This is a genomic window from Stenotrophomonas sp. Y-13, from assembly GCF_046267925.1.
Lineage (GTDB): Bacteria > Pseudomonadota > Gammaproteobacteria > Xanthomonadales > Xanthomonadaceae > Stenotrophomonas > Stenotrophomonas acidaminiphila_A.
In genome coordinates, this window is sequence record NZ_CP176501.1 from 467,292 (window position 1) to 492,087 (window position 24,796).

Genomic DNA, 24,796 nt, shown 5'->3' on the forward strand with positions numbered 1-24,796 from the left:
CGCTCGGGGCGCGCCCATCCTCGCCGCGGCAGGATGAATCGATCCGTACGCGCCAATGCCCTCATGCTCTGTCGTTCAGCGAAAATGGCGCCACGCCCGGAATGGCGGGCGCGGCTGCGGCAGGATCATTCATGGAGTTGGGTCGCGCGTGACGAACGAAACACTGCTGCTGGGGTTGCCTGCGCAGGTGAACGCGCACTGCCGCGTACTCGTGCTCGGTTCGATGCCGGGCATGGCCTCCCTGCAGGCGGCGCGCTATTACGCGCATCCGCGCAATCGCTTCTGGCCGCTGATGGGGGCGCTGTGCGGTTTCGACCCGGCACTCGACTATCCATTGCGGCTGGCCCGGCTGCAGGGAGCTGGTGTCGGGCTGTGGGACGTGATCGGCCGGTGCCGGCGGCGCGGCAGCCTGGACGCGGCCATCGTCCGCGGCAGCGAAGTCGCCAACCCGCTGCCGGAACTGGTCGGGCGGCTGCCGCATCTGCGCGCCATCGCCTGCAACGGCGCCGCGGCGGCGCAGGCGTTCGAGCGCCATGTGCGCCCCGCGTTGCCGGCCGGACATGGAGTGACCGTGCTGGCGCTGCCGTCCACCAGCCCGGCCAACGCCGCCTGGTCGTTCGCGCGGCTGCTGGATGAATGGCGCCGGCTGGCGCCGTGGTTGCCGGTGGCGGAACAGTCCATTTCCGCGGTGCCTGGCCGTGGAGACAGGCCGGGACAGGCACCTGGCCGGTGATGCCCGCGCGGCGGGCGCGCGCAGCCGCGCCCGGCCTGCCATGGCCCGTCCCTGTCCGCGGACATACGTATGCGAATCCACGGGCGGCGGTTGGCGCTGCGCCGCACTGGCGCCACAATAGGAGTTTCCCTCACTGTTGCTGGAGTAGTTTCATGGCCGAAATCAAGGAAGCAGTTGTCCCCGATATCGGTGACTACAGCGACATCCCGGTGATCGAAGTGCTGGTCGCCGTCGGTGATACGGTCATGAAGGACCAGGGCCTGGTCACGCTGGAATCGGACAAGGCGACCATGGAAGTGCCGTCGGCCGTGGCCGGCGTGGTCAGGGAAATCAAGGTCAAGGTCGGCGACACCCTGTCCGAGGGCAAGGTCGTGGCGCTGATCGAAGTGGCCGAGGAGAGCGCAAAGCCGGCCGCCGCCGCCGCGCCGGCCGCACCGGCCAAGGTCGAGCCGACCGCCGAGACCGGCGCCAGGGTCGAGCCGGTGGCCGTGGCCCCGGTGGCGGACAAGCTGGCCCAGCGCGAAATCGCGCAGGAAGCCGTGCTGGCCGCCAGCAAGCCGGCCAGCCCGCCGGTGCAGTTCAACGCCGAGGGCGTGCTGCCGTCCAACGTGCCTTACGCCAGCCCGGCGGTGCGCGTGTTCGCCCGCGAGCTGGGCGTGGACCTGGCCCAGGTGGCTGGCACCGAGAAGGGCGGCCGCATCACCAAGGCCGACGTGCAGAAGTTCGTCAAGGGCGCGCTGACCGGCGGCGGTGCTGCCGTGGCCGGCGCCCCGGTGGCCGCTGGCGGTGGCCTGAACCTGCTGCCGTGGCCGAAGGTGGACTTCAGCAAATTCGGCGAGACCGAAGTGCAGCCGCTGTCGCGGATCAAGAAGATCTCCGGCGCCAACCTGGCACGCAACTGGGCGATGATTCCGCACGTCACCCAGTTCGACCAGGCCGACATCACCGACCTGGAAGCGCTGCGCGTGGCGCTGAACAAGGAGAACGAGAAGGCCGGCATCAAGCTGACCATGCTCGCGTTCCTGATCAAGGCCAGCGCCGCGGCGCTGAAGAAGTTCCCGGAATTCAACGCCTCGCTGGATGCCAGCGGCGAGAACCTGACCCTGAAGAAGTACTTCCACATCGGCTTTGCCGCCGACACGCCGAACGGCCTGGTCGTGCCGGTCATCCGCGACGTGGACAAGAAGGGCGTGGTGCAGATCGCGCAGGAAACCGGCGAGCTGGCGAAGAAGGCGCGCGACGGCAAGCTGGGCCCGGCCGAGATGAGCGGCGGCTGCTTCTCGATCAGCTCGCTGGGCGGCATCGGCGGCACCGCGTTCACCCCGATCGTCAATGCCCCGGAAGTGGCCATCCTGGGCGTCTCCAAGTCCTCGATCCAGCCGGTCTGGAACGGCAAGGAGTTCGCGCCGAAGCTGCTGCTGCCGCTGTCGCTGAGCTACGACCACCGCGTCATCGACGGCGCCCTGGCCGCGCGCTTCACCACGTACCTGTCGCAGGTGCTGGCCGACATGCGCCGCGTGCTGCTCTGATCCCGAGGACTTGAAAGATGGCGAACACGATTGAAGTCAAAGTCCCCGATATCGGCGATTACAGCAACGTGCCGGTGATCGAGATCCTGGTGGCCGTGGGCGACACGGTGGCCAAGGACCAGGGCCTGGTGACGCTGGAATCGGACAAGGCGACGCTGGAAGTGCCGTCCACCGCCGCCGGCGTGGTCAAGGAGATCAAGGTCAAGCTCGACGACAAGCTGTCCGAGGGCGACGTGGTGGTGGTGCTGGAAGCCGCAGGCGCGGCCGCCGCACCTGCGCCTGCCGCCCCCGCCGCAACGCCGGCTCCCGCCGCGCAGCCAGCCGCCGCGGCTGCGGCCGCGCCGGCGGTAGTGAGCGCGCCGGCGGCTCCGGCCCCGGCCGCAACCGGCCCGGTCGAGATCAAGGTGCCGGACATCGGCGACTACAGCGGCGTGCCGGTGATCGAGATCCTGGTGGCCGTGGGCGACACGGTGAAGAAGGACCAGGGGCTGGTGACGCTGGAATCGGACAAGGCCACGCTGGAAGTGCCGTCCACCGCCGCCGGCGTGGTCAGGGAGATCAAGGTCAAGCTCGGCGACAAGTTGTCCGAGGGCGACGTGGTGGTGGTGCTGGACGCGCAGGGCGCCACGCCCGTGGCCGGCGCCGGCAACGTGGCGCCGGGCAGCAAGCCGCCGGTGACCCCGTCGCACCGCGCGCCGGACCCGGCCGTGGCCGCGCGGGCGCTGCCGTCGACCGGCCGCGCCGCCGACATCGAGTGCCGCATGGTGGTGCTGGGCGCCGGCCCGGGCGGCTACACCGCCGCGTTCCGTTCGGCCGACCTGGGCATGGATACGGTGCTGGTCGAGCGCTACGCCAGCCTCGGTGGCGTCTGCCTCAACGTCGGCTGCATTCCGTCCAAGGCGCTGCTGCACGCGGCCGAGATCATCGACCATGCCGCGCATGCCGATGAACTGGGCATCGCCTTCGGCAAGCCGAAGATCACCCTGGACAAGCTGCGCGAGTACAAGGAAAAGGTCGTCGGCCAGCTGACCAAGGGCCTGGCCGGCATGGCCAGGCAGCGCAAGGTGCGCACCGTGCAGGGCGTGGCGAAATTCGTTTCGGCCAACGAACTGGAGATCACCGGCGACGACGGCAAGACCCAGCTGCTGCGCTTCGAGCAGTGCATCATCGCCGCCGGCTCGCGGGCGGTGAAGCTGCCGAACTTCCCGTGGGACGACAAGCGCGTGATGGACTCCACCGACGCGCTGGAACTGGCCGACGTGCCGAAGTCGCTGCTGGTCGTGGGTGGCGGCATCATCGGCCTGGAAATGGCCACCGTGTACAGCGCGCTGGGTGCCCAGGTCACCGTGGTCGAGTTCATGGACCAGCTGATGCCGGGCGCCGACAAGGACCTGGTCAAGCCGCTGGCCGAGCGCCTGAAGAAGCAGGGCATCGAAGTGCACCTGAAGACCAAGGCCTCGGGCGTCACCGCCGACAAGAAGGGCATCACGGTGACCTTCGAGGCCGCCACCGAGGGCGAGAAGCCGGCGATGCAAAGCGGCACCTTCGACCGCGTGCTGGTGGCCGTGGGCCGCGCGCCGAACGGCAAGAAGGTCGATGCCGACAAGGCCGGCGTGGAAGTGACCGACCGCGGCTTCATCCCGGTCGACCGGCAGATGCGCACCAACGTCCCGCACATCTTCGCCATCGGCGACATCGTCGGTAACCCGATGCTGGCGCACAAGGCAACGCACGAGGGCAAGCTGGCCGCGGAAGTGGCGTTTGGCGAGAAGAAGGAGTGGGTGGCGCGGGTGATCCCGTCGGTGGCCTATACCAACCCGGAGATCGCCTGGGTCGGCGTCACCGAGACCGAGGCCAAGGCCAAGGGGTTGAAGGTTGGCGTGGCCAAGTTCCCGTGGGCGGCCAGCGGCCGCGCCATCGGCATCGGCCGCACCGAGGGCTTCACCAAGCTGATCTTCGACGAAGAGACCCATCGTGTGATCGGCGGCGCCATCGTCGGCGTGCATGCCGGTGAGTTGCTGGCCGAAATCGGCCTGGCCATCGAGATGGGTGCCGAGGCCGAGGACATCGGCCATACCATCCACGCCCACCCGACGCTGAGCGAATCGGTGGCGATGGCTTCGGAGATCTACGACGGCACCATCACCGACCTGTACCTCCCGAAGAAGAAGTGATCCACGCGACGCCCCTTCACCGGGGCGTCGTCGTTTCCGGCGTCTGCAGGAACAGGGAAATGTGGCGAGCGATCGTGGCGGCAGTGTGGCTGCCAGGTGCGGGCGGTGCGCTGGCGGAGGAGGCGGACCCGCAGCTGGACGCGGCGCTGCTGCAATGCCCGGGTGCGGCGCCGTTCGTGGAGGCGGACAGGCTGCGCGAACAGGCACTGGCGCGCAGGAGCGCCGGCATCGAGCCGTCCGAACCGCGGTTGCGCGAACAACTGCTGGAAATGGCGCGCCTGGACCAGCAGGCGCGCGACGGCGACTGGTCGCAGGCGATGGTCGAGAAGATGCTTGCGGTGGACGCGGCAAACCTGGCGAAGATCAGGTAGGTGGTCGCCGATCATGGGGGGCTGCCGGACGTGCGCGCGGTCGGCGTGGATGGCCTGCGCGCGGCCTGGCTGCTGGTGCAGCACGCCGACGCCGATGCCGGCTTGCAGCGGCAGGTGCTGGACGGGCTGGCGCCGCGGTTGGCCAGCGGCGAGGTCTCATCGCGCGAATTCGCCCTGCTGACCGACCGGGTGCTGGTGAACGCCGGCAAGCCGCAGCGTTACGGCAGCCAGCTCGCCGCCATCGGTGGCAGGTGGCAGCCCAAGGCCATGGAAGCGCCGGAACAGGTGGACCAGCGCCGCGCCAGCATCGGGCAGATGCCGCTGGCCGATTACCTCTGCGTCGCGGCGCAGATGTTCCCGGCGCCGGCCACCGATGCCGAAGGCAGGCTGCTGTAGGCCTGCCATCGGTGCCGGGACGCGGTGCCATGCCGCGCGGTGCCGGGTTGCCTGCACGGCGCCTGGCGGGCATGGCCCGCCGCCACGCATGCCGTGACCGGCCGGGTCAGAACGACAGGCTCACGCCGACCAGCGGGCCCTTGAATTCCTGCTTCAGGCCGATGAGGCCGTCGCTGCCCTTGCGGTCGACGTCGAGCTTGAACCAGTCGTAGCCGGCGAAGATGCCGAAGTTCGGGTTGACGTTGTACTGCACGATGGCGTTGGCGCGGCTCAGGTCGCCTTCGTAGTCATCGAAGTTGCCCCAGCGCGTGTTGAGGTACTGGCCCTGCAGGTTGATCAGCCAGTGTTCGGACGGGGTGAAGGTCAGGCGCGCGCCGACCACCGGGGCGATGCCGTCGGTCTTCTCGTCGAGCACCTGGCCCTGGTACAGCTGGCCGAGGTCGGCATAGGCGTTGGCGTCCACCTTGGCGTACTCGGCGCCGAGCTGCAGGCCAAGGTCGAAACGCTCGCCGTCGACCACCGCGTAGTCATAGACCAGGCTGGCCACCTGGTACTTCAGGTTGCCCTTGACGAAGCTGCCGGCCGGCACCGTGGTGCCGTCGAAGCTGATGCTCTCGCCCAGCGCCTGGCGGCGGTCCTTGTCGTAGCGGAAGTAATCGAAGATCAGCCGCTGCCGCTCGCTGATGCGGAACAGGCCGTCCACGCGCGGCTCCCATTCCTTGCCCCCAAGGTCGAAATCCTCGTCGAACGCCAGTTCCTGGCCGCCGACCGTGCCGCTGCCGCGCAGGGTATTGGACGAATCGATGTTCATCGCGCCCAGGCGCAGGGTGAAGCGCGGATCGCCGTCCGCGGCGTGGGCAGGCGCGGCCTGCAGCAGGGCCAGGGCAAGCGCGCAGGAGGCGCAGGTCGGGAGGTGCGGGGGGAGGCGCATCGTTCGGTTCGCTCCGTGTAGGAAATCAGGGAGCGGCTACCGTGGCCGAAGCGGTGTGACACCTGCGTGACCGCGGAGTGCACGCGGCGTGCAAAATGCGGCGAGGTGGCCCTGGGCGGGCCACCTCGCCCGGTGCGTCCGTCGCGCACATCGACGAGGTAATGGCGGCGGACGTGCAGGTGTGACCCGCCGCCGCGGCCGAAGTTCCGCATGTTGCAGCGCAAAAACGGGATTCGCCCGCCCTAACCCGGGACGGCTGAAAATTCCAGTAAATGCCGCAACTTGCGATCCGCAGGGGGGCGGCTTGTGGCGGTTGTCTCGCAAAATGTCCCGCTGCTATACTTTCGCGGCTCGACGAGGCGCCCCCGGCGCCGCCAGATCTCCTTGTTCCATGAAGCAGGACATTCCACGTGCTGAACTCCGTTGATGCGGGTCGGCGGCTGATGCTGCGTGCCGCGGTGTACCCGCTGGTCGCAGTGGTTGTCCTCGCGCTGGCCTTCCTGCTGTTGGGGCCGAAGTACGCCCTGGGCGCGCTGGTTTCCGGCGTGGCGGTGGTGGCGGGGACGGTGCTGGCGGCATGGGTGGGACTCGGCGGCGGCGTTCAGGCCGCCGGTTCGGCGATGATCCGCATGTTCCTGGGGTTCGCGCTGAAGATCGTGCTGATTGTCGCCGTGCTGGCAATGGCGTTCGTCTGGTGGCGGCTTCCTCCCTTGGCCCTGCTGGCAGCGATTCCAGTGGCGCTGATGTTCCAGGTTCTGGCTCTGGCCAGGCGTTGATCGAATTCACAAAAGGTATCCGGACTCATGGCGGGCGAGGCTCTAACCCCTACCACCTATATCCAGCATCACCTGCAGAACCTGACCGTCAAGGTCGGGGACGGCGGCAGCTTCTGGACCATCCATGTCGATACCGTCGTCACCGCGGTGCTGATGGGCCTGCTGATGGTGTTCGCCTTCTGGATGGCCACCCGCAAGGCCACCGCCGGCGTGCCGGGCAAGTGGCAGGCGTTCGTTGAAATCTGCCTGGAGTTCGTCGACCGCCAGGCCAAGGACACCTACCACGGCAAGAGCAAGCTGGTGACGCCGATCGCGATCACCATCTTCTTCTGGATCCTGTTGATGAACCTCATCAAGATGATCCCGGCCGACTTCATCGCCAAGCCGCTGGAATGGGCGGGCGTCCACTACTGGAAGCCGGTGCCGACCGCCGACGTCAATGCCACCCTGGGCATGTCGATCAGCGTGTTCTTCCTGATGGTCTTCTTCTCGCTCAGTTCCAAGGGCCTGGTCGGCTTCGTCAAGGAGTTCCTGACCGCCCCGTTCGGCAAGTGGATGATGCCGTTCAACCTGATCCTCAACATCGTCGAGTGGCTGAGCAAGCCGATCTCCCTGGCGATGCGACTGTTCGGCAACATGTTCGGCGGCGAGATCGTCTTCCTGCTGATCTGGGTGCTGGGCGGCGCCGGCTTGTTCGGTGCTGTTGCCGGTGGCGTGTTCGGCCTGGGCTGGATGCTGTTCCACCTGCTGGTGATTCCGCTGCAGGCCTTCATTTTCATGATGCTGTCGATCGTGTACCTGAGCCTGTCGGAAGACAGCCACTAAGCTACAAGCTTCAACCAGTTCCAACCTTCATCCGTTTCATCACCCTTAGCTACCCTTAGTTCTCGGAGAAAACCATGTACTTCGCCGTCCTGACCAATCTCGCCCAAGTTCAGAGCTCCACCGCCCTTGCCGTCGGCATCATGATCGGCCTGGCCGCGCTGGGCGCCGGTCTGGGTCTGGCCATCATGGCTGGTAAGTTCCTGGAATCGGCTGCCCGCCAGCCGGAACTGATCCCGGTCCTGCAGGTCCGCATGTTCATCACCGCCGGCCTGATCGACGCCGCGTTCATCATCTCGGTCGCCGTCGGCCTGCTGCTGGCCTTCGCCAACCCGCTGGCCGCTGCCCTGCTGGCCGAAGCCGCCAAGCTGGCGGGCTGATCCAGCTGAAGTGAGACGGCCGGGTGCCTGCGGGCATCCGGCTTCGGATGAAGGTCCGGTTGCGCCGCCACGGCGGCGCAACCACCCCGACACCAGCGATCGAGCTAACCCATGAATATCAATCTCACCCTCTTTGCACAGGCACTGGCCTTTGCCGCGCTGATCTGGATCATCGCGACCAAGATCTGGCCGCCGCTGATGAAGGCCATCGAAGAGCGCCAGCAGAAGATCGCCGAAGGCCTCGCCGCGGCCGATCGCAGCCAGAAAGACCTGGCCCAGGCGGAAGTGAAGGTCAACGAGGCGCTGAAGGAAGCCCGTGGCAAGGCCAACGAGATCATCGACCAGGCCCATGCCCGCGCCAACCAGATCGTCGAGGCCGCCAAGAACGAAGCCATCGCCGAAGCCAACCGCCAGAAAGAACTGGCCCAGGCTGAAATCGACGCCGCCGCCAACCGCGCCCGCGAAGACCTGCGCAAGCAGGTGTCCGTGCTGGCCGTGACCGGTGCCGAGAAGCTGCTCAAGCGCGAAATCGACGCCAACGCCCACAAGGCGCTGCTCGACGAGCTGGCCGCGGAGATCTGATAGATGAGCCAGGCCCTCACGCTTGCCCGCCCGTATGCCCGCGCCGCGTTCGCGATTGCGCGCGAGGAAGGCAAGTTCGCGCCGTGGTCCGAAGCACTTGCGTTCTCCGCCCGCGTTGCCGCCGATCCGCGCGTGTCGGCCCTGCTGTCCAATCCGGAGCTGGCCCGCGGCGACGCCGTGGCCCTGTTGGCCCCGGAAGCGGCGGGCGAAACCTACGGCCGCTTCCTGAACCTGCTGGCCGAATCGCACCGCCTGCAGCAGCTGCCGGAGATCGCCGGCCTGTTCGACCAGCTGCGCGCCGAAGCCGAGAACGTGGTCAAGGCCACCGTCACCTCGGCGGCCGCGCTGTCGGCCGACGAGCTGGAAAAGATCAAGCTCGCGCTGCGTCGCCGCTTCGGCCGCGACGTCGAGGTGTCGACCGCGGTGGACGCTTCGCTGATCGGCGGCGCCGTGATCGATGCCGGCGACGTGGTCATCGATGGTTCGCTCAAGGGCAAGCTGTCGCGCCTGCAGACCGCGCTCGCAAACTGAATTCACTTATCGTCCGGCTTGATCGCCGGCACTAGGACTTGACGATGGCTACCACGCTCAACCCCTCCGAAATCAGCGAACTGATCAAGAACCGCATCGAGAAGGTCGCGCTGTCCGCGGAATCGCGCAACGAAGGCACCGTGACCTCGGTGTCCGACGGCATCGTGCGCATCTACGGCCTGGCCGACGTGATGCAGGGCGAAATGATCGAGCTGCCGAACAACACCTACGCGCTGGCGCTGAACCTGGAGCGCGACTCGGTCGGCGCCGTGGTGCTGGGCGACTACGAGCACCTGCGCGAAGGCGACGTGGCCAAGACCACCGGCCGCATCCTGGAAGTGCCGGTGGGTCCGGAAATGCTCGGCCGCGTGGTCAACGCGCTGGGTGAGCCGATCGACGGCAAGGGCCCGCTGGGCACCTCGCTGACCGCTCCGGTGGAGCGCGTTGCCCCGGGCGTGATCTGGCGCAAGTCCGTCGACCAGCCGGTGCAGACCGGCTACAAGTCGGTCGACTCGATGATCCCGATCGGCCGTGGCCAGCGCGAGCTGATCATCGGTGACCGCCAGACCGGCAAGACCGCCATGGCGATCGACGCGGTGATCAACCAGAAGGGCACCGGCATCAAGTGCGTGTACGTCGCGATCGGCCAGAAGGCCTCGACCGTGGCCAACATCGTGCGCAAGCTGGAAGAGAACGGCGCGCTGGCCCATACCGTGGTCGTGGCCGCCACCGCTTCCGAGTCGGCCGCGATGCAGTACATCAGCGCCTACGCCGGCTGCACCATGGGCGAGTACTTCATGGATCGCGGCGAAGACGCGCTGATCGTGTACGACGACCTGTCCAAGCAGGCCGTGGCCTACCGCCAGATCTCGCTGCTGCTGAAGCGTCCGCCGGGCCGCGAAGCCTACCCGGGCGACGTGTTCTACCTGCACTCGCGCCTGCTGGAACGCGCCGCCCGCGTGTCCGAGGAGTACGTCGAGAAGTTCACCGAGGGCAAGGTCACCGGCAAGACCGGTTCGCTGACCGCGCTGCCGATCATCGAGACCCAGGCCGGCGACGTGTCCGCGTTCGTCCCGACCAACGTGATCTCGATCACCGACGGCCAGATCTTCCTGGAAACCGACCTGTTCAACGCCGGCATCCGCCCGGCCGTGAACGCCGGTATCTCGGTGTCGCGCGTCGGTGGCTCGGCCCAGACCAAGATCATCAAGAAGCTGTCCGGCGGCATCCGCATCTCGCTGGCCCAGTACCGTGAGCTGGCGGCGTTCGCGCAGTTCGCCTCGGACCTGGACGAAGCGACCCGCAAGCAGCTGGAGCGTGGCCAGCGCGTCACCGAGCTGATGAAGCAGAAGCAGTACGCGCCGATGTCCATCGCCAACCAGGCGCTGTCGATCTACGCCGTCAACGAGGGTTACCTGGACGACGTGCCGGTCAACAAGCTGCTGGCGTTCGAAGAGGGCCTGCACGCCCACTTCGCCAACACCGCCGGCGAGCTGACCGCCAAGATCAACGCCACCGGCGCCTGGAACGACGAGATCGAAGCCGCCTTCAAGAAGGGCATCTCCGAGTTCAAGACCACCGGCAGCTGGTAAGCCGCACGTAGAGCGGGGCCTTGGCCCCGCTTCACTGTGACACAGCGGGGGAAGGCCCCCGCTCCATGGGAATAAGAGATGGCAAGCGGACGCGAAATCAAAACCAAGATCAAGAGCGTGCAGAACACCCGCAAGGTGACGCGCGCGCTCGAGATGGTCTCCGCCTCCAAGATCCGCAAGGCGCAGGATCGGATGAAGACCTCGCGTCCGTACGCGCAGGCGATGAAGCAGGTGATCGGCCACCTGGCCCAGGCCAGCACCGACTTCCAGCATCCGTTCCTGGTCGAGCGCGACAACGTCAAGCGCGTGGGTTACATCGTGATCTCCTCGGATCGCGGCCTGGCCGGCGGCCTGAACAACAACCTGTTCCGCAAGGCCGTGGCCGAAATGCGCGGCTGGCAGGAAAAGGGCGCCGAGATCGACATGGTGACCATCGGCCAGAAGGCCAGCGTGTTCTTCCGCCGGGTCAACGTGAACATGGTCGGCAGCGTCACCCACATCGGCGACCAGCCGAAGCTGGAGACGCTGATCGGCGTGATCAAGGTGATGCTCGACGCCTTCACCGAAGGCAAGGTCGATCGCGTGTACCTGGTCTACAACCGCTTCATCAACACGATGACGCAGAAGGCGTCCTTCGACCAGCTGCTGCCGTTGCCGGCCAGCGACACGCAGGTCGCCTCGCACGACTGGGACTACCTGTACGAACCCGATGCCGCGACCGTGCTCGAGCACGTGATCACGCGCTACATCGAGTCGCTGGTGTACCAGGCCGTGCTGGAGAACGTTGCTTCCGAGCACGCGGCACGCATGGTGGCGATGAAGGCGGCAAGCGACAACGCGAACAAGCTGATCGGAACCCTGCAGCTGGTCTACAACAAGGCCCGCCAGGCAGCGATCACCCAGGAAATCTCCGAAATCGTCGGCGGCGCGGCAGCAGTCTGACGCGCACAGTCAAAGCATTTAATTAGAGGATGCAGCAATGAGTCAGGGCAAGATCGTTCAGATCATCGGCGCCGTCGTCGACGTCGAATTCCCGCGCAGCGACGTGCCGAAGGTGTACGACGCGCTGAAGGTCGAGAACACCGACATCACCTTGGAAGTCCAGCAGCAGCTCGGCGACGGCATCGTCCGCGCCATCGCGCTGGGTTCCACCGATGGCCTGAAGCGTGGCCTGGTCGCCAACAACACCGGCCGCGCCATCTCGGTGCCGGTCGGCGCCGGCACCCTGGGCCGCATCATGGACGTGCTGGGTCGCCCGATCGACGAGGCCGGCCCGGTCGCCGCCTCCGATTCGTGGGAAATCCACCGCGCCGCGCCGTCGTACGAAGACCAGTCGTCCTCGACCGAACTGCTGGAAACCGGCATCAAGGTCATCGACCTGATGTGCCCGTTCGCCAAGGGCGGCAAGGTCGGCCTGTTCGGCGGCGCCGGCGTCGGCAAGACCGTCAACATGATGGAGCTGATCAACAACATCGCCAAGGCGCACTCGGGTCTGTCCGTGTTCGCCGGCGTGGGCGAGCGTACCCGCGAGGGCAACGACTTCTACCACGAGATGAAGGACTCCAACGTCCTGGACAAGGTGGCGATGGTGTACGGCCAGATGAACGAGCCGCCGGGCAACCGCCTGCGCGTCGCCCTGACCGGCCTGACCATGGCCGAGTACTTCCGCGACGAGAAGGACGCCAACGGCAAGGGCAAGGACGTGCTGCTGTTCGTCGACAACATCTACCGCTACACGCTGGCCGGTACCGAAGTGTCCGCGCTGCTGGGCCGCATGCCGTCGGCGGTGGGCTACCAGCCGACCCTGGCCGAGGAAATGGGCGTCCTGCAGGAGCGCATCACCTCGACCAAGACCGGTTCGATCACCTCGATCCAGGCCGTGTACGTGCCCGCGGACGACCTGACCGACCCGTCGCCGGCCACCACCTTCGCCCACCTGGACTCGACCGTGACCCTGTCGCGCTCGATCGCCTCGCTGGGCATCTACCCGGCGGTGGACCCGCTGGATTCCACCTCGCGCCAGATGGACCCGCAGGTCATCGGCAACGAGCACTACGAAACCGCCCAGCGCGTCCAGCAGACCCTGCAGAAGTACAAGGAGCTGAAGGACATCATCGCCATCCTGGGCATGGACGAGCTGTCCGAGGAAGACAAGCAGGCCGTGTCGCGCGCGCGCAAGATCGAGCGCTTCTTCAGCCAGCCGTTCCACGTGGCCGAAGTGTTCACCGGCTCGCCGGGCAAGTACGTGCCGCTGAAGGAAACCATCCGTGGCTTCAAGGCCATCGTCGATGGCGAGTACGACCACCTGCCGGAGCAGGCGTTCTACATGGTCGGCGGCATCGAAGAAGCGGTCGAGAAGGCCAAGAAGATGGCCGAAAAGGCCTAATTCCGGCGTGAGGCGGAGTCCGCTCCGCCTCTGCGGCATCCTGCGGTGGGCGCAGGCCCACCCAACCAGGCGAAGAGAGTTCCATGAGCACCATCCGTTGCGACATCGTCAGTGCCGAGCAGCAGATCTTCAGCGGCGAAGCGACCCTGGTCGTGGCCACCGGTGAGCTGGGCGAGCTGGGCATCGCGCCCAAGCATGCGCCGCTGATCACCCGCCTGAAGCCGGGCAAGGTCGTGGTCACCACCGCCGCCGGCGAGCACCTGGACTTCGCCATCTCCGGCGGCATCCTGGAAGTGCAGCCGCAGGTCGTGACCGTGCTGGCCGACACCGCCATCCGCGCCACCGACATCGACGAGGCGGCGGTGCGCAAGGCCAAGGAAGAAGCCGAGCGCGTGCTGGCCAACCGTGGCGAAGCCATGGAGCTGGCCGAGGCGCAGCAGCGCCTGGCCGAAGTCACCGCGCAGCTGCAGGCGCTGGAACGCCTGCGCCGCAACCTCAAGCACTGAGCACAGTGCGGTCAAGGTAACGAAAAACGCCGGGCTTGCCCGGCGTTTTTCGTTGGCTGCCCACCCGTAGGTGCCGGGCTCGCCCGGCACGCGCCTCTCGCCGGAAAGTCCCCCCTGCGGAGCGAACCCCGCATCCCCATCGAGCAACCAGGCCGGCCCGGCGCCTCGCCGGGCATGTCGCCCCCGTAGGTGCCGGGCTTGCCCGGCACGCACCTCGCCGGAAAGTCCCCCTGCGGAGCGAACCCCGCGTCCCCATCGAGCAACCAGGCCGGCACCGCGCATCGCTCCGGTCAGCGGTAGACCACGTGGCGCAGCAGGAAGAAGTTCAGTACCGCCAGCCCGCCTTCCACCAGCGGCTTGGCCAGCCATGCCATCTGCAGCCCCAGCGCGTGCGTGGTCCATGCCAGCAGCCCGCTGCTGGCGGCGGTCATCAGCAGCCACAACGCGAGGAAGCGGGCGAAGTGCTTCCAGCCGTGGCGGCGTCCGTCCGCGCGCGGGAAGGTGTAGCGGCCATTGAGCCAGAAGCCGAGCAGGGCACCGCTGCCGCGCCCGAGCAGGTTGCCGGGCACCGGCGGCAGGCCGGCGGCGGTGGCCGCCACGAACACCAGCCAGTCCAGCAGCAACTGCATCAGGCCGGCGGCGATATAGCGACCGCCTTGTCGCAACAGGGTCATCGGGATGAACGCAGGCAGGGAAAGGCGCCCATGCTACCCGCTGGCGGCGGCCGCATGCCCATGGCGCGCGCGGGGCACGTGCGCTGCAGTGGTCGCGCGCCCTGCGCGGGGCATCGTCCAGCTGCGGGATTTCCCGTGGCGATCGTGCGCCTGACGCACGGGGCCGGCGGCAGGCGCGCCGCAGGCCTGCCACGCACATGCGGGTCGTGCCGCGCCACCGCGCTCGACGGCCTGCCGGTGCCTTCTTAGAATCCCTGCATCGATTACCGGAAGTCCGCCGATGAGCCACCCGCTGCACGTCATCATCCTCGCCGCCGGCGCCGGCAAGCGCATGAAATCGGCCCTGCCCAAGGTGCTGCAACCGGTGGCGGGGCGGCCGATGCTGGCGCACGTGATCGAGACCGCGCGCCAGCTGCAGCCTGCCGGCATCCACGTGGTGCACGGCCACGGTGGCGAGGCCGTGCGCGCCGCCTTCGCCGGCCAGGACGACCTGGCCTGGGCGGAGCAGGTGCAGCAGCTGGGCACCGGCCACGCCGTGCTGCAGGCGATGCCGGCGGTACCGGATACCGCGCAGGTGCTGGTGCTGTACGGCGACGTGCCGCTGATCCGTGCCGATACCCTGCGCGCGCTGCTGCACGACGCGCCGCGGCTCGCGGTGCTGGTGGCCGAACTCGACGACCCGGGCGGTTACGGCCGCGTGGTGCGCGATGCCGAAGGCAAGGTCGCGGCCATCGTCGAACAGAAGGATGCCAACGACGAGCAGAAGCGCATCCGCACCGTGAACACCGGCATCATCACCGCCGAATCGACCGCGTTGCGGCGCTGGCTGTCGGGCCTGTCCAACGCCAACGCACAGGGCGAGTACTACCTGACCGATGTGTTCGCCGCGGCGGCCGCCGAGTACACCCCGGCGCTGCTGGTGCACGTGGCCGACCCGCAGGAAGCCGAGGGCGCCAATGATCCCTGGCAGCTGGCGCAGCTCGAGCGGGCCTGGCAGCTGCGCGCGGCGCGTGCGCTGTGCGAACAGGGCGTGCGCCTGCTCGACCCGTCGCGCTTCGACCAGCGCGGCACGGTCAAGGTCGGCCGCGACGTGCAGATCGACGCCAACGTGGTGCTGGAGGGCGAGGTCGAGCTGGGCGATGGCGTCACCATCGGCGCCTTCGTACGGCTGAAGGACGTCAAGCTCGGTGCCGGCACCCAGGTGCGGCCGCACTGCGACCTGGACGGCGTGGTCAGCGACGGCGCCGCGCTGATCGGCCCGTTCGCCCGGCTGCGCCCGGGCACGGTGCTGGCCGACGGCGTGCACGTGGGCAACTTCGTCGAGACCAAGAGCGCGACGCTGGGCAAGGGCAGCAAGGCCAACCACCTCACCTACCTGGGCGATGCGGTGATCGGCAGCGGCAGCAACATCGGCGCCGGCACCATCACCTGCAACTACGATGGCGTGAACAAGTTCCAGACCCGTATCGGCGACCGCGTGTTCGTCGGCTCCAACAGCTCGCTGGTGGCGCCGGTGACGCTGGGCGACGGCGCCACCATCGCCGCCGGCTCGGTGGTCACCCGCGATGCGCCGGAGGACCGGCTGACGGTGGCGCGCAGCCGCCAGCAGACCATCGAAGGCTGGAAGCGCCCGCAGAAGAAGGCCTGAGCTGCCGGCCGCGGCGGCGGCGCTGCGGCAATGCGCGGGCGGCACCGGTTGTGCACGTAGCGCCCACTATTGGAGGCGTCCATCGCAGTGCCGGCCCGCAATGCCGGCCGGGTGGCGACGCGCGCCGGGCAGTGCCGCGGGTATACGTGTGCGGCGCGTGGTATCGGTACGCCGGGCCGGTGCCGGCAGCCACCGCGGCAACCGCCATCGCCGGCGACGCACGCTAGCGCGATGCGGCAGGCGCGCCGCCGCGGGTCAGCCGCCGGCCGGCAGCAGCAGCGTTACGCACAGACCGCCGTCGTTGCGGTTCTGCAGGGAGATGCGGCCGTCGTGCGCTTCCACGATTTCGCGGGTCAATGCCAGGCCCAGGCCGGTGCCGTTGCGCTTGGTCGAGTAGAACGGCATCAGCGCGTTCTGCAGCACCGCTTCATTCATGCCGGTGCCGCGGTCCAGCACCTCGATGCGCAGCCAATGCGGCAGCCGCGCCAGCCGTACCTCGACCGTGTCCTCGGTGACGCCGTTGTCGCTGCTGGCCTCGTGCGCGTTCTTGAGCAGGTTGAGCAGCGCCTGCGAGAACTGCGCCGGATCGACCCGGCTGCACAGGTCCTCGGGCGGCGGCACCATGCGGAACGGGATCTGCTGCTGCAGCCCGCGCAGGAACGGCCCCCAGGCCACGGTCTGCAGCTGTGGCTGCGGCAGCTTGGCGAAGCGCGCGTAGCCACGGATGAAACCCTCTAGGTGCCGCGCGCGTTCCTCGACCGTGCCGAAGATGTCCTCCAGCCGCTCGACGCGCCCGCGCCGCACCAGCTCGGCGCCGGAATGCGCGAGCGAGGCGATCGGCGCCAGCGAGTTGTTGAGCTCGTGGCTGATGACGCGGATCACCTTTTTCCAGGTCTGCACTTCCTGGCGCCGCAGCTCGGCGGTGAGCAGGCGCAGCAGCAGCAGGTCGTGCGGGCGGCCGTTGAGATGGAAGCTGCGCCGCGACAGGTGGTAGATCTGCTCGTCGTCCTCGTCGCCGTCGGCCTCGCGCACCGCGAATAGGCTGTCGCCGCCGCGGGCGATGGCATTGCGCAGCTCCACCGGCATGTTTTCCAGCAGCTCGTGCATGCGCTTGCCTTCCAGCTTCCAGCCGCCGTGCAGCAGCTTGCGCGCGGAGATGTTGGAGAACGCCACGCGCTGCACGCCATCGCCGCCATCGGCCAGCAGCAGCATCGCCACCGGCGTGTTCTGCACCATGGTGTCGAGCAGCAGCTCGCGCTGCACCAGCGCCTGGCGCTGCTCGCGCAGCACGTCGCCGAGCTCGGCATGCGCCTTGACCAGCTGCGCCAGTTCGTCGTCGCCGCGCCAGTGCACGCCGAAGTTGTACTCGCCGTCGCGGTAGCTGCTGGTGATGCCCGCCAGCGAGCGCAGCAGCGACCGGATCGGCGCGGTGGCGCGGCGCAGCGTCCACCACATCAGCGACAGCAGCAGCACCGTGGAAACCACGGTGACCACCCAGCCGCGGTCCATCCAGTAAGCCAGCAGCCACGGCAGCGCCGCGGCCAGGCCCAGCACCGGCAACAGGCGCAGGAACAGGCGGAAGGTGAAGGAGCGGGTTCTCAGCATGTGCATGTCAGTCGCGCGGGATGCCGTGGCGGTCCATGCGCCGGTACAGCGCCTGCCGGCTCAGGCCCAGGTCCGCCGCCGCCTGGGCGATGACCCCGCCGGCGCGCTCCAGCGCGCCGACGATGCGCGCGCGGTCAGGTTCGTCCGCCTGCGCGATGGGCCGCTGCGGCGCGCGCGGCAGGTTCAGGTCGACCACTTCGATCCGCGGCCCCTGCGCGAGCAGGCTGGCGCGCTGGATCACGTTGCGCAGCTCGCGCACGTTGCCGGGCCAGGTATGCCGCTGCAGCGCCTGCGCGGCCTGCGGCGACAGCGGCTTGCCCTCGTCGCCGAGGAAGTGGCGGGCCAGCGGCAGGATGTCCTCGCGGCGCTCGGCCAATGCCGGCAGGGCGAGTTCCACCGTGTTGAGCCGGTAATACAGGTCCTCGCGGAAGCTGCCGTCGCGGATCATCGCCGGCAGGTCGGCGTTGGTGGCGCTGACCACGCGCACCTTCACCTGGCGCTCGCGGTTGGACCCCAGGCGCTCGAAGCGGCCGGTCTCCAGCACGCGCAGCAGCTTCATCTGCCCGGCCAGCGACAGGTTGCCGATCTCGTCCAGGAACAGGGTGCCGCCGTCGGCGGCCTCGAACTTGCCTTCGCGCGCCTTGTTGGCGCCGGTGTAGGCGCCGGCCTCGGCGCCGAACAGTTCGGCCTCGATCAGCTCGGCCGGGATCGCGCCGCAGTTGAGCGCGACGAACGCGCCGCCGCGCTTGCCGGAGTTGGCCTGGATGATCTCGGCGATCTTCTCCTTGCCGGCGCCGTTGGGGCCGGTGATCAGCACCGGCAGGTCCGAGCGCGCGACCTGGCAGGCCAGGCTGATGACCCGCTCGCTGGCCGGGTCGGCGAATACCACCCCGGCCAGGTCGTAGCGTTCGTGCAGGCTCTGGCGCTGCTTGAGCTCGCGCTGGCGGCGGCGGCTCAGTTCGCGGCGGGTCTCGGCCAGCTCGAGCAGGTTGTTGACCGTGGTCAGCAGGCGCCCGTCGTCCCAGGGCTTGGCCAGGTAGTCGGCGGCACCGGCCTTGACCAGTTCCACCGCGCTGTCCAGGTGGGTCCAGGCGGTCAGCAGGATCACCGGCAGGTCCGGCCAGCTGTCGCGGATCTGCCGGAACAGCACCTGTCCCTCTTCGCCGGACGTGGTGTCGGCGGTGAAGTTCATGTCCTGGATGACCAGGTCGAACTCCTGTTCGGCGAGCATCGCCAGCCCCTGCGCGGGCGAACACGCATGGCGCGTCTCGATGTCGTGCAGCGAAAACAGCACGTCCAGCGCGGTGGCCACGGCGGCGTTGTCGTCGATGATCAGTATCTGCGGCATTCGGGGCCTTGCAGGAAAGAAGGGGGTGGGGGAGCGCCGGCCTTACACACTGCGGGCCGCGCTGGCAGGCGGCAGCCCCGCTGCGCGGTGCGCCGGGCCGGCAACCGCCAGCTGTCCCAGCGCCAGCAGCAACACCGCCGCCGCCGGCAGGTAGGGTAACGGCAGCCGTGCCAACTCGTAATGCTGCATCAGCCATTGATTGATGCCCAGCGCCAGGAGCAGGCCCAACGCCAACCCCACACCGACCAGCACCAGGTTCTCGGCCAGGAAGTGACGCAGGATCTGTCCGCGCGTGGCCCCCAGGGCGCGGCGTATGCCAATCTGGCGTGTGCGCTGCTGGATCCAGTAGCCACTGAGGCTGGCGATGCCGATCAGGGTGATCGTGGCGACCACGGCGTTCACCGTGGACAGCAGCCAGACCGCCGCGCGCCGGGTGCGCAGTCCGTCGTCCCGCAGGTGTTCATAGTCGGCCACCACCGGCGCGATGCCCGCGACCAGCCGCCCGGAGAAGTGCTGGTCCAGCACCTTCGACACCTGCGCACGCAGCGCTTCGCGGTTGCCGGGGGCGGTGCGCAGCGCATAGCTGGCGATGGGCATGCCGTCGAGAATGCCGGGGATGATGATCGAGTATTCCGCCTTTCCGTCGTCAAGTTCCGACAGCTGGTAGCGCATGAGATGGGCGACGACACCCACGACCCTGTAGCTGCCTTTGTCGTCGCTTGACCGCAACGTTGCTCCAACGGGATCGGCATCCCCCAGCAACGCCCGCGCCAGCGCTTCGGTGATGATGATCGGCGTATGCATGTCGTCGGCCATGCGGATGTCGCGGTACTCGGTGTCCAGGAAGTCGCGTCCGCGGGTCAGGCGCAGGCCGAAAGTCTCCAGCAGGCGCTCACCGACATAGCCGGTGGTCGCCAGCATCGTGCCGTCGGCTGACTTGAGCTCGAAGGCCAGGGTCAGCGTCTGGCGCATTGGTACGCCGGACGCGGCGCTGGCGGCGCGGACGCCGGCGATCGATGCAAGGGCATCGCGACCTGCACGGACCTGCGCGGGGGTCCATGGCGCACCGCGGCTGACCAGTTGGTCGACGATCACCAGTTCATCGCCTGCCAGACCATCATCCACCAGCAAGGGGGCGGCTTGCTGGCCCAGCAGGAACAGGGTGTTGCAGAGGATCGCGCTGGCCACCATGACCTGCAGCACGATCAGCCGGGGCATCAATGGGTTGCGGCGCAGCGCGGACAACAGAGGGAACATGCTGGTCTTCCTTAGAGCGTCTTGACCTGCAGCGCCGGCTCCTGCCGGGCCGCGCGCAGCGCAGGCAGCAATCCCACCAGCAGGCCGGTGAGCAGTGCCAGCGCCAGCAAGGCAAGGAACAGTGGGAGGCTGAAGCGCGCCAGTGGTGCATACGCCTCACCCTGTTGGCGCATCAGCCACAGCCCGCCCAGTGTCAACGGCAATGCGAGTACGCCCCCGAGCACTCCGGCCAGTCCGGCTTCCACCAGGCAGGCGGCGATGATCGAGCGCCGTGGCGCACCGAGTACACGACGTATGCCGTGCTCGCCGGCACGGCGCAGGAAGCGCGCGGCCAACAGGCCGGCGACATTGACCAGGCACAAGGCCAGCAAGCCGGCGGCCAGCCACAGGTTCAGGCGCACGCTGTCGGGCACGACGCGGTTGAAACGCAGCCATTCGCCCATGGGCCGCAGGGTCGTGTCGGCAGCGCGCTCGAAGGCCCCACTGGCCCGCCGCTGCGCTGCGAACGCCTGCAGACTGCGTGCATACGCTTCATGCTGAACCCCATCCAGCAGCTCGGCCCACAGCACCAGCCACCGGCAGTTGTCGATGTTGATTTCATCGAAGCGGAAACCATCGAAGCCACCCCCATCGCATTGGCGTGTACTGGTGACCTCCACGCCCGCGTCCACCGCGGCCATCGCCGGCACGAAGATCTCGTCGCCATGGCCCTGCCAACCGGGATCGTTGCCGGGCAGGAAATGTGGGCGTGGGCGTGGTGCCCAGCGCTCGCTGATGCCGATCACCTGGAATGTATGGCGGCCAAGGCGGATCCCCGCACCGGTGCCGTCTTCGCGGCCAAGCAGGCGCTGGCTCAGCGCGCGGCTGATCACCACTACCGGCGCGCGCGTCTGTTCTTCCTCCGGCGTCCAGGCACGGCCATGGCGCAGTGGTACGCCGAACATCGACAGCATGGGCCCTACCGCCAGCACCGCCGATGCGGTGCGCGTGTTGCTGCCGTCGGCATTGCTCACCGACAGCGGCGCGGTCAGCAGCGCCACCTGGCGGACGTCCGCCTGCTGGTGACGCATCGCCTGCACGTCCTGCAGCTTCCAAAGCGGCGGTACGTTGGCGCCAGTGCCATCGATGGTGTCGTTCTCGCCACTGCGTGGCGCCGGTCGCGAATCAGCCCAGGCGATGTAGAGCCTGTGGCTGATGCCGGGCAGCGGATCAGCCGACAGCACCGACAACAGCGTCAGCATGGTCATCACCGATGCGAGCCCCAATGCCAGGGTCAGGACCGCCAGCAGCATTGTCCGCGGATGCCGCAGGCAGCCACGCAGGCCGGTTTCCAGCGTGTAGTTCATGGCTGCGCGGGCGTGGGCGCCGTGCGGTGGCCGTAGCTCAGCACGCGGGTGATCGACCACTGGCCATCGTGCAGGCGCCACAGCATGACGAAGTCGGCCAGTCCCTCGCACTTGCCGCTGGCGGTGTCGCAGAAGCGGTGGCTGCCCTGGGCGATGGCGCCGAAATCCTTGACCGGGAACACCTGCAGGCTGCCGTCGATCAGTTCGCGCGTGTAACGGCCGCAGGCATGGCGGCGGGTGTTGTCGAGCATGGCCTCGCGGGTCCAGGTGACGCCGCCGGTGTCGTGGTAGAACTCCACCGCGGGGTCGAAATAGCCGGCGTGCTTCTCCAGCTGGGCCGGATCCTGGCAATGGTTGAAGCTGTCGAACACGGCGCGGTCGAGCGTGGCGATGGTAGTGGCCAGGTCATCGGCCGCCAGTGCCGGGACGGCCGGCGCCAGCAGCAGGGGCAACAGGTACAGCGGGGTCTTCATCGGGTTTCTCCTGCGCCGGTCAGGCGCTGCGGGTGGCGACGGCGGGCGGGATCGCCGCGGCGCGGCGCGCCGGGCCGAACACCGCGACCTGGCCAAGCAGCCATAGCACCAGCGCGCTGGCCGGGAGGTAGGCCAGGGGCAGGCGCGGCAGCTCGTACTGGCGCATCAGGGTGAGGTTCAAGGTGTAGGCCAGCAGTACCCCGATCAGGATGCCGGTGCTGGTGAGGATGAAATTCTCGGCCTGGAAGTAGCGCAGGATCTGGGTGCGGGTGGCGCCCAGCGCGCGGCGGATGCCGATCTGGCGGGTGCGCTGCTGCACCCAGAAGCTGGCGAGGCCGACGATGCCGAACGCGGTGACCGCCAGCAGCGCGACGCACACGCTCACCAGCAGCCAGATCACCGCGCGGTCACGGCTGTAGAAGTCGCGGCGCATCTCGCTGACGGTCTTGCGGGTGTCGACGATCCGGTTGGGGTCGGCGCGGGTGAGCGCGGCCACCGCGGCCGTCAGCACCTCGTCGCGGCGGGCCGGATCGGTACGCAGGACATAGCTGCCGTGGGACACCCACAGCGGGAAGATCATGCTGTGGTCGCTGTCCTCGAACATGCGTCCGCGCCCGGGGGCGATCAGCCGGTCGACCACGCCGACCACGCGGGTGGGCTGGTCGCCCCACACGTAGATGTCGCGGCCCAGCGCGCTCCCGCCGGGGAACAGGCGTGCGGCCAGCGCGCGGCTCAGCAGCACGGCGGGCACCTGCGGCGCCTGCCCCGGTGCGTCCAGGGCGTCCTGGTCCTGGTACTCGTCCGGGTTGAAGCCGCGGCCCTCCACCACGCGCAGGCCCAGGGTGGGCAGCAGGTGGCCGTCGTCCATGTAGTTGGAGGCGGTGACGACCGCGTCGGCCTGGCCCGGGCGCAGGTTGATGCCCGACGCCCAGACGTTGTCGCCGTAGGGCAGCTGGTTGACGCTGCTGACCGACCTGACCCCGGGGACGGCGGCCAGGGTGGCGGTGTCCTCGCGCCGCATCGCGTCGCGGTTGCGGTCCGGTTGCAGGCTGCTGACGCTGATATGGACCAGTTCGTCCTCGGCGATGCCGCTTTCGCGGCGCATTTCCGTGGTGCGGTTGCCGATCACGAAGATCGCGTTGCAGATGATCGCGCAGCTCAGGGCGATCTCCAGCACGATCAGCGCCGCGGCGGTCTTGTGCCGCATCAGGATCGAGAGGATCGGACGGATCTCCATGGGAATCTCCGGGAGCGAGGAATGAGTAAAGAGGAGTGAGGAGCGAGAAGAAGCGACGGCAAGCCGTTGCTTCATTTCTCAGCTGCGATCACTGCTCATGAAAAAACGACAGACTTGATTGCAAGCGCTCTTGATCTGGACTTCTCTCACTTCTCACTCCTCTTCACTCGTTCCTGCTTCACTGGCTCTTGAGCTGCAGCGCCGGCGGCACCTGCATCGCGCGCCAGGCCGGCAGCAGGCCGGCAAGCAGGCTGGCGGCCAGCGCCAGGGTCACGCTCAGCAGCAGGGTGCCGGTATCCATCTGCGCCAGCCGCGCGTAATCGTCCGGCTGCTGGCGGATCAGCCACAGGCCCAGCGCGGCGAAGCCCAGGCCGAGCAGGCCGCCGGCCAGGCCGATGGCGCCGGCTTCCACCAGGCATTGCCGGAAGATATCGCCGCGCGCGGCGCCGAGCGCACGGCGCACGCCGATCTCGCCACTGCGGCGCAGGAACTTGGCCAGCAGCAGGCCCACGGTGTTGAGCAGGCACACCAGCAGGAAGCCGAACGCCAGCCACATCTGCATGCGCACGTCGTTGGGCACCACGCGGTTGACGTCGAGCCAGCCCATGACGTCATCCAGACGCACGTTGGCCGGGCGTTCAAAACGGCCGGCGGCGCGCTGCTGGTCCGAATAGTCGGCCAGGTACTTGCGGTAGTCGCCAGCCTGTCCGGGCGATGCCAGCTCCACCCAGTACTGCACCCAGGCGCATGGCGCGTTGCGCCCGCGCGCGCCTTCCGGGTCGTTGTTGCTGTTGCCCCAGCAGTTCATGTTCCCCTGGGTGGGCAGGCGCATGTCGCGCGAGGTGGAGAACGGCAGGAACACCTGCTCGCCGCCGCCGAAGCGGCGGTTGCTGAGGTCGTAGAAGCGCGGGTTGAGCGTCCATTCGTCCATCACCCCGATGACACGCAGCACCCCCTGCGGCAGCCGGATCTCGCGCCCGACCGGGTCGGCGTCGGCGAACAGCTTCGTGGCCAACCCGGAGCCGATCACCGCCACCCGCGCGCGTGCGGCGTCGTCGTCCGCGCTCCACCCGCGGCCGGCGCGCAGCGGCGCGTTGAACATGGTGAAGAAATCGGCCGAGGTGTAGCGCGATGCGGCACGGAAGGGCTGCGCCGCGGTGCCTTCTGGCAGGACCGTCACCGCGCCGGCGCTCATCATCGCCTGGCGCACGCCGCGCTTCTGCCGCAGCAGTTCCTCGGCGTCGAAGCGGGTCAGCTGGTCCATCGGCTCCGGGTCAAGGCTGACGTCGCGGCCGAGCGTGCGCGGCTCCAGCCGCGGGTAGAACAGGCGCGTGCTCTTGTCCGGTATCGGGTCGCCGGACAGCACCTTGTACAGCGTCAGCGTGGTCATCGCCGCACCGATGCCGATGCCGATCGTCACCACCATCAAGGTGGTCAGTACCCTGTTGCGGCGGAAGCTTCGCAGCGCGAGCTGCAGGTAGTAGCCGAGCATATGGTTC

General features: G+C 68.3%; 24 protein-coding genes. 15 read left to right on the forward strand and 9 right to left on the reverse strand.

Annotated elements, in window-relative coordinates; all coding sequences use genetic code 11:
- Window positions 1-148: 148 nt before the first annotated feature.
- The 5 genes from ACJ7VY_RS02020 to ACJ7VY_RS02040 all read left to right on the forward strand — a co-directional run bounded on the left by ACJ7VY_RS02020 (window position 149) and on the right by ACJ7VY_RS02040 (window position 5,203).
- Window positions 149-733 carry a DNA-deoxyinosine glycosylase gene (locus ACJ7VY_RS02020; protein WP_409476272.1) on the forward strand — a complete coding sequence of 195 codons (585 nt, stop codon included), beginning with the start codon at window positions 149-151 and terminating at the stop codon, window positions 731-733.
- A gap of 152 nt (window positions 734-885) precedes the next feature.
- A complete protein-coding gene (locus ACJ7VY_RS02025; protein WP_104937921.1) occupies window positions 886-2,262 on the forward strand; it encodes a dihydrolipoyllysine-residue acetyltransferase in 1,377 nt (458 codons plus the stop codon).
- A gap of 17 nt (window positions 2,263-2,279) precedes the next feature.
- The gene (lpdA, locus tag ACJ7VY_RS02030; protein WP_409476273.1) at window positions 2,280-4,436 is read left to right on the forward strand and encodes a dihydrolipoyl dehydrogenase; all 2,157 of its coding nucleotides are present in this window, start codon (window positions 2,280-2,282) and stop codon (window positions 4,434-4,436) included.
- A 59-nt stretch (window positions 4,437-4,495) separates the two neighbouring features.
- Window positions 4,496-4,807 carry a hypothetical protein gene (locus tag ACJ7VY_RS02035; RefSeq protein WP_409476274.1) on the forward strand — a complete coding sequence of 104 codons (312 nt, stop codon included), beginning with the start codon at window positions 4,496-4,498 and terminating at the stop codon, window positions 4,805-4,807.
- Window positions 4,808-5,203 carry a DUF6624 domain-containing protein gene (locus ACJ7VY_RS02040; protein ID WP_409476275.1) on the forward strand — a complete coding sequence of 132 codons (396 nt, stop codon included), beginning with the start codon at window positions 4,808-4,810 and terminating at the stop codon, window positions 5,201-5,203. It abuts the gene before it with no gap.
- Between the two features lie 106 nt (window positions 5,204-5,309).
- Here ACJ7VY_RS02040 and ACJ7VY_RS02045 read toward each other — a convergent pair whose 3' ends face one another.
- Window positions 5,310-6,134, reverse strand: coding sequence for a hypothetical protein (locus ACJ7VY_RS02045; protein WP_240212947.1), 825 nt, complete (start codon window positions 6,132-6,134; stop codon window positions 5,310-5,312).
- A gap of 410 nt (window positions 6,135-6,544) precedes the next feature.
- On the opposite strand from ACJ7VY_RS02045, the gene ACJ7VY_RS02050 reads away from it, so the two are divergent.
- The 9 genes from ACJ7VY_RS02050 (at window position 6,545) to ACJ7VY_RS02090 (ending at window position 13,709) form a co-directional block, all read left to right on the forward strand.
- Window positions 6,545-6,910 (forward strand): ATP synthase subunit I, encoded by a 366-nt coding sequence (locus ACJ7VY_RS02050; protein WP_199776756.1) that lies wholly within the window; start codon window positions 6,545-6,547, stop codon window positions 6,908-6,910.
- Between the two features lie 27 nt (window positions 6,911-6,937).
- Window positions 6,938-7,735: a F0F1 ATP synthase subunit A gene (atpB, locus tag ACJ7VY_RS02055; protein WP_409476276.1), complete on the forward strand. Its 798-nt coding sequence runs from the start codon at window positions 6,938-6,940 to the stop codon at window positions 7,733-7,735.
- A gap of 74 nt (window positions 7,736-7,809) precedes the next feature.
- Entirely contained in the window at window positions 7,810-8,112 is a 303-nt protein-coding gene (gene atpE / locus ACJ7VY_RS02060; RefSeq protein ID WP_054661978.1) for a F0F1 ATP synthase subunit C, read from the forward strand.
- Between the two features lie 111 nt (window positions 8,113-8,223).
- Window positions 8,224-8,694 carry a F0F1 ATP synthase subunit B gene (locus ACJ7VY_RS02065; protein ID WP_104937926.1) on the forward strand — a complete coding sequence of 157 codons (471 nt, stop codon included), beginning with the start codon at window positions 8,224-8,226 and terminating at the stop codon, window positions 8,692-8,694.
- A 3-nt stretch (window positions 8,695-8,697) separates the two neighbouring features.
- Window positions 8,698-9,225 carry a F0F1 ATP synthase subunit delta gene (locus ACJ7VY_RS02070; protein ID WP_104937927.1) on the forward strand — a complete coding sequence of 176 codons (528 nt, stop codon included), beginning with the start codon at window positions 8,698-8,700 and terminating at the stop codon, window positions 9,223-9,225.
- Between the two features lie 44 nt (window positions 9,226-9,269).
- Window positions 9,270-10,817, forward strand: a complete 1,548-nt coding sequence (atpA, locus tag ACJ7VY_RS02075; RefSeq protein WP_104937928.1) for a F0F1 ATP synthase subunit alpha — start codon at window positions 9,270-9,272, stop codon at window positions 10,815-10,817.
- A 78-nt stretch (window positions 10,818-10,895) separates the two neighbouring features.
- Window positions 10,896-11,759 carry a F0F1 ATP synthase subunit gamma gene (atpG, locus tag ACJ7VY_RS02080; RefSeq protein ID WP_104937929.1) on the forward strand — a complete coding sequence of 288 codons (864 nt, stop codon included), beginning with the start codon at window positions 10,896-10,898 and terminating at the stop codon, window positions 11,757-11,759.
- 37 nt (window positions 11,760-11,796) lie between these two features.
- On the forward strand, window positions 11,797-13,203 hold the full coding sequence (gene atpD, locus ACJ7VY_RS02085; RefSeq protein ID WP_104937930.1) for a F0F1 ATP synthase subunit beta: 1,407 nt from the start codon (window positions 11,797-11,799) through the stop codon (window positions 13,201-13,203).
- Between the two features lie 83 nt (window positions 13,204-13,286).
- The gene (locus ACJ7VY_RS02090) at window positions 13,287-13,709 is read left to right on the forward strand and encodes a F0F1 ATP synthase subunit epsilon (protein ID WP_054661996.1); all 423 of its coding nucleotides are present in this window, start codon (window positions 13,287-13,289) and stop codon (window positions 13,707-13,709) included.
- Between the two features lie 290 nt (window positions 13,710-13,999).
- Here the strand turns inward: ACJ7VY_RS02090 and ACJ7VY_RS02095 are convergent, their stop codons facing one another.
- Window positions 14,000-14,383: a GtrA family protein gene (locus tag ACJ7VY_RS02095; protein ID WP_104937931.1), complete on the reverse strand. Its 384-nt coding sequence runs from the start codon at window positions 14,381-14,383 to the stop codon at window positions 14,000-14,002.
- A 280-nt stretch (window positions 14,384-14,663) separates the two neighbouring features.
- Between ACJ7VY_RS02095 and glmU the strand changes: the two genes are divergently transcribed.
- Entirely contained in the window at window positions 14,664-16,031 is a 1,368-nt protein-coding gene (glmU, locus tag ACJ7VY_RS02100; protein ID WP_409476277.1) for a bifunctional UDP-N-acetylglucosamine diphosphorylase/glucosamine-1-phosphate N-acetyltransferase GlmU, read from the forward strand.
- A 255-nt stretch (window positions 16,032-16,286) separates the two neighbouring features.
- Here the strand turns inward: glmU and ACJ7VY_RS02105 are convergent, their stop codons facing one another.
- The 7 genes from ACJ7VY_RS02105 to ACJ7VY_RS02135 form a co-directional block, all read right to left on the reverse strand.
- Window positions 16,287-17,633, reverse strand: a complete 1,347-nt coding sequence (locus ACJ7VY_RS02105) for a HAMP domain-containing sensor histidine kinase (RefSeq protein ID WP_313256452.1) — start codon at window positions 17,631-17,633, stop codon at window positions 16,287-16,289.
- Between the two features lie 10 nt (window positions 17,634-17,643).
- Window positions 17,644-18,984 carry a sigma-54 dependent transcriptional regulator gene (locus tag ACJ7VY_RS02110; RefSeq protein ID WP_161614316.1) on the reverse strand — a complete coding sequence of 447 codons (1,341 nt, stop codon included), beginning with the start codon at window positions 18,982-18,984 and terminating at the stop codon, window positions 17,644-17,646.
- A 42-nt stretch (window positions 18,985-19,026) separates the two neighbouring features.
- Window positions 19,027-20,229 carry an ABC transporter permease gene (locus ACJ7VY_RS02115; RefSeq protein ID WP_409476278.1) on the reverse strand — a complete coding sequence of 401 codons (1,203 nt, stop codon included), beginning with the start codon at window positions 20,227-20,229 and terminating at the stop codon, window positions 19,027-19,029.
- A gap of 23 nt (window positions 20,230-20,252) precedes the next feature.
- Window positions 20,253-21,587 carry an ABC transporter permease gene (locus tag ACJ7VY_RS02120; protein WP_409476279.1) on the reverse strand — a complete coding sequence of 445 codons (1,335 nt, stop codon included), beginning with the start codon at window positions 21,585-21,587 and terminating at the stop codon, window positions 20,253-20,255.
- On the reverse strand, window positions 21,584-22,060 hold the full coding sequence (locus ACJ7VY_RS02125; RefSeq protein WP_202626394.1) for a nuclear transport factor 2 family protein: 477 nt from the start codon (window positions 22,058-22,060) through the stop codon (window positions 21,584-21,586). The genes ACJ7VY_RS02120 and ACJ7VY_RS02125 overlap by 4 nt, the downstream gene beginning before the upstream one ends.
- Window positions 22,061-22,079: 19 nt before the next feature.
- A complete protein-coding gene (locus tag ACJ7VY_RS02130) occupies window positions 22,080-23,297 on the reverse strand; it encodes an ABC transporter permease (RefSeq protein WP_161614319.1) in 1,218 nt (405 codons plus the stop codon).
- A 178-nt stretch (window positions 23,298-23,475) separates the two neighbouring features.
- The gene (locus ACJ7VY_RS02135) at window positions 23,476-24,789 is read right to left on the reverse strand and encodes an ABC transporter permease (protein ID WP_409476280.1); all 1,314 of its coding nucleotides are present in this window, start codon (window positions 24,787-24,789) and stop codon (window positions 23,476-23,478) included.
- Between the last annotated feature and the right edge of the window lie 7 nt (window positions 24,790-24,796).

Bases quoted from the DNA above. Each gene is read 5' to 3' on its own strand.
- ACJ7VY_RS02025 (WP_104937921.1), top strand. From the start codon at position 886: ATGGCCGAAATCAAGGAAGCAGTTGTCCCCGATATCGGTGACTACAGC.
- lpdA (WP_409476273.1), top strand. From the start codon at position 2,280: ATGGCGAACACGATTGAAGTCAAAGTCCCCGATATCGGCGATTACAGC.
- ACJ7VY_RS02035 (WP_409476274.1), top strand. From the start codon at position 4,496: ATGTGGCGAGCGATCGTGGCGGCAGTGTGGCTGCCAGGTGCGGGCGGT.
- ACJ7VY_RS02045 (WP_240212947.1), bottom strand. From the start codon at position 6,134: ATGCGCCTCCCCCCGCACCTCCCGACCTGCGCCTCCTGCGCGCTTGCC.
- atpB (WP_409476276.1), top strand. From the start codon at position 6,938: ATGGCGGGCGAGGCTCTAACCCCTACCACCTATATCCAGCATCACCTG.
- atpE (WP_054661978.1), top strand. From the start codon at position 7,810: ATGTACTTCGCCGTCCTGACCAATCTCGCCCAAGTTCAGAGCTCCACC.
- ACJ7VY_RS02065 (WP_104937926.1), top strand. From the start codon at position 8,224: ATGAATATCAATCTCACCCTCTTTGCACAGGCACTGGCCTTTGCCGCG.
- ACJ7VY_RS02070 (WP_104937927.1), top strand. From the start codon at position 8,698: ATGAGCCAGGCCCTCACGCTTGCCCGCCCGTATGCCCGCGCCGCGTTC.
- atpA (WP_104937928.1), top strand. From the start codon at position 9,270: ATGGCTACCACGCTCAACCCCTCCGAAATCAGCGAACTGATCAAGAAC.
- atpG (WP_104937929.1), top strand. From the start codon at position 10,896: ATGGCAAGCGGACGCGAAATCAAAACCAAGATCAAGAGCGTGCAGAAC.
- atpD (WP_104937930.1), top strand. From the start codon at position 11,797: ATGAGTCAGGGCAAGATCGTTCAGATCATCGGCGCCGTCGTCGACGTC.
- ACJ7VY_RS02090 (WP_054661996.1), top strand. From the start codon at position 13,287: ATGAGCACCATCCGTTGCGACATCGTCAGTGCCGAGCAGCAGATCTTC.
- ACJ7VY_RS02095 (WP_104937931.1), bottom strand. From the start codon at position 14,383: ATGACCCTGTTGCGACAAGGCGGTCGCTATATCGCCGCCGGCCTGATG.
- glmU (WP_409476277.1), top strand. From the start codon at position 14,664: ATGAGCCACCCGCTGCACGTCATCATCCTCGCCGCCGGCGCCGGCAAG.
- ACJ7VY_RS02110 (WP_161614316.1), bottom strand. From the start codon at position 18,984: ATGCCGCAGATACTGATCATCGACGACAACGCCGCCGTGGCCACCGCG.
- ACJ7VY_RS02120 (WP_409476279.1), bottom strand. From the start codon at position 21,587: ATGAACTACACGCTGGAAACCGGCCTGCGTGGCTGCCTGCGGCATCCG.
- ACJ7VY_RS02125 (WP_202626394.1), bottom strand. From the start codon at position 22,060: ATGAAGACCCCGCTGTACCTGTTGCCCCTGCTGCTGGCGCCGGCCGTC.
- ACJ7VY_RS02130 (WP_161614319.1), bottom strand. From the start codon at position 23,297: ATGGAGATCCGTCCGATCCTCTCGATCCTGATGCGGCACAAGACCGCC.
- ACJ7VY_RS02135 (WP_409476280.1), bottom strand. From the start codon at position 24,789: ATGCTCGGCTACTACCTGCAGCTCGCGCTGCGAAGCTTCCGCCGCAAC.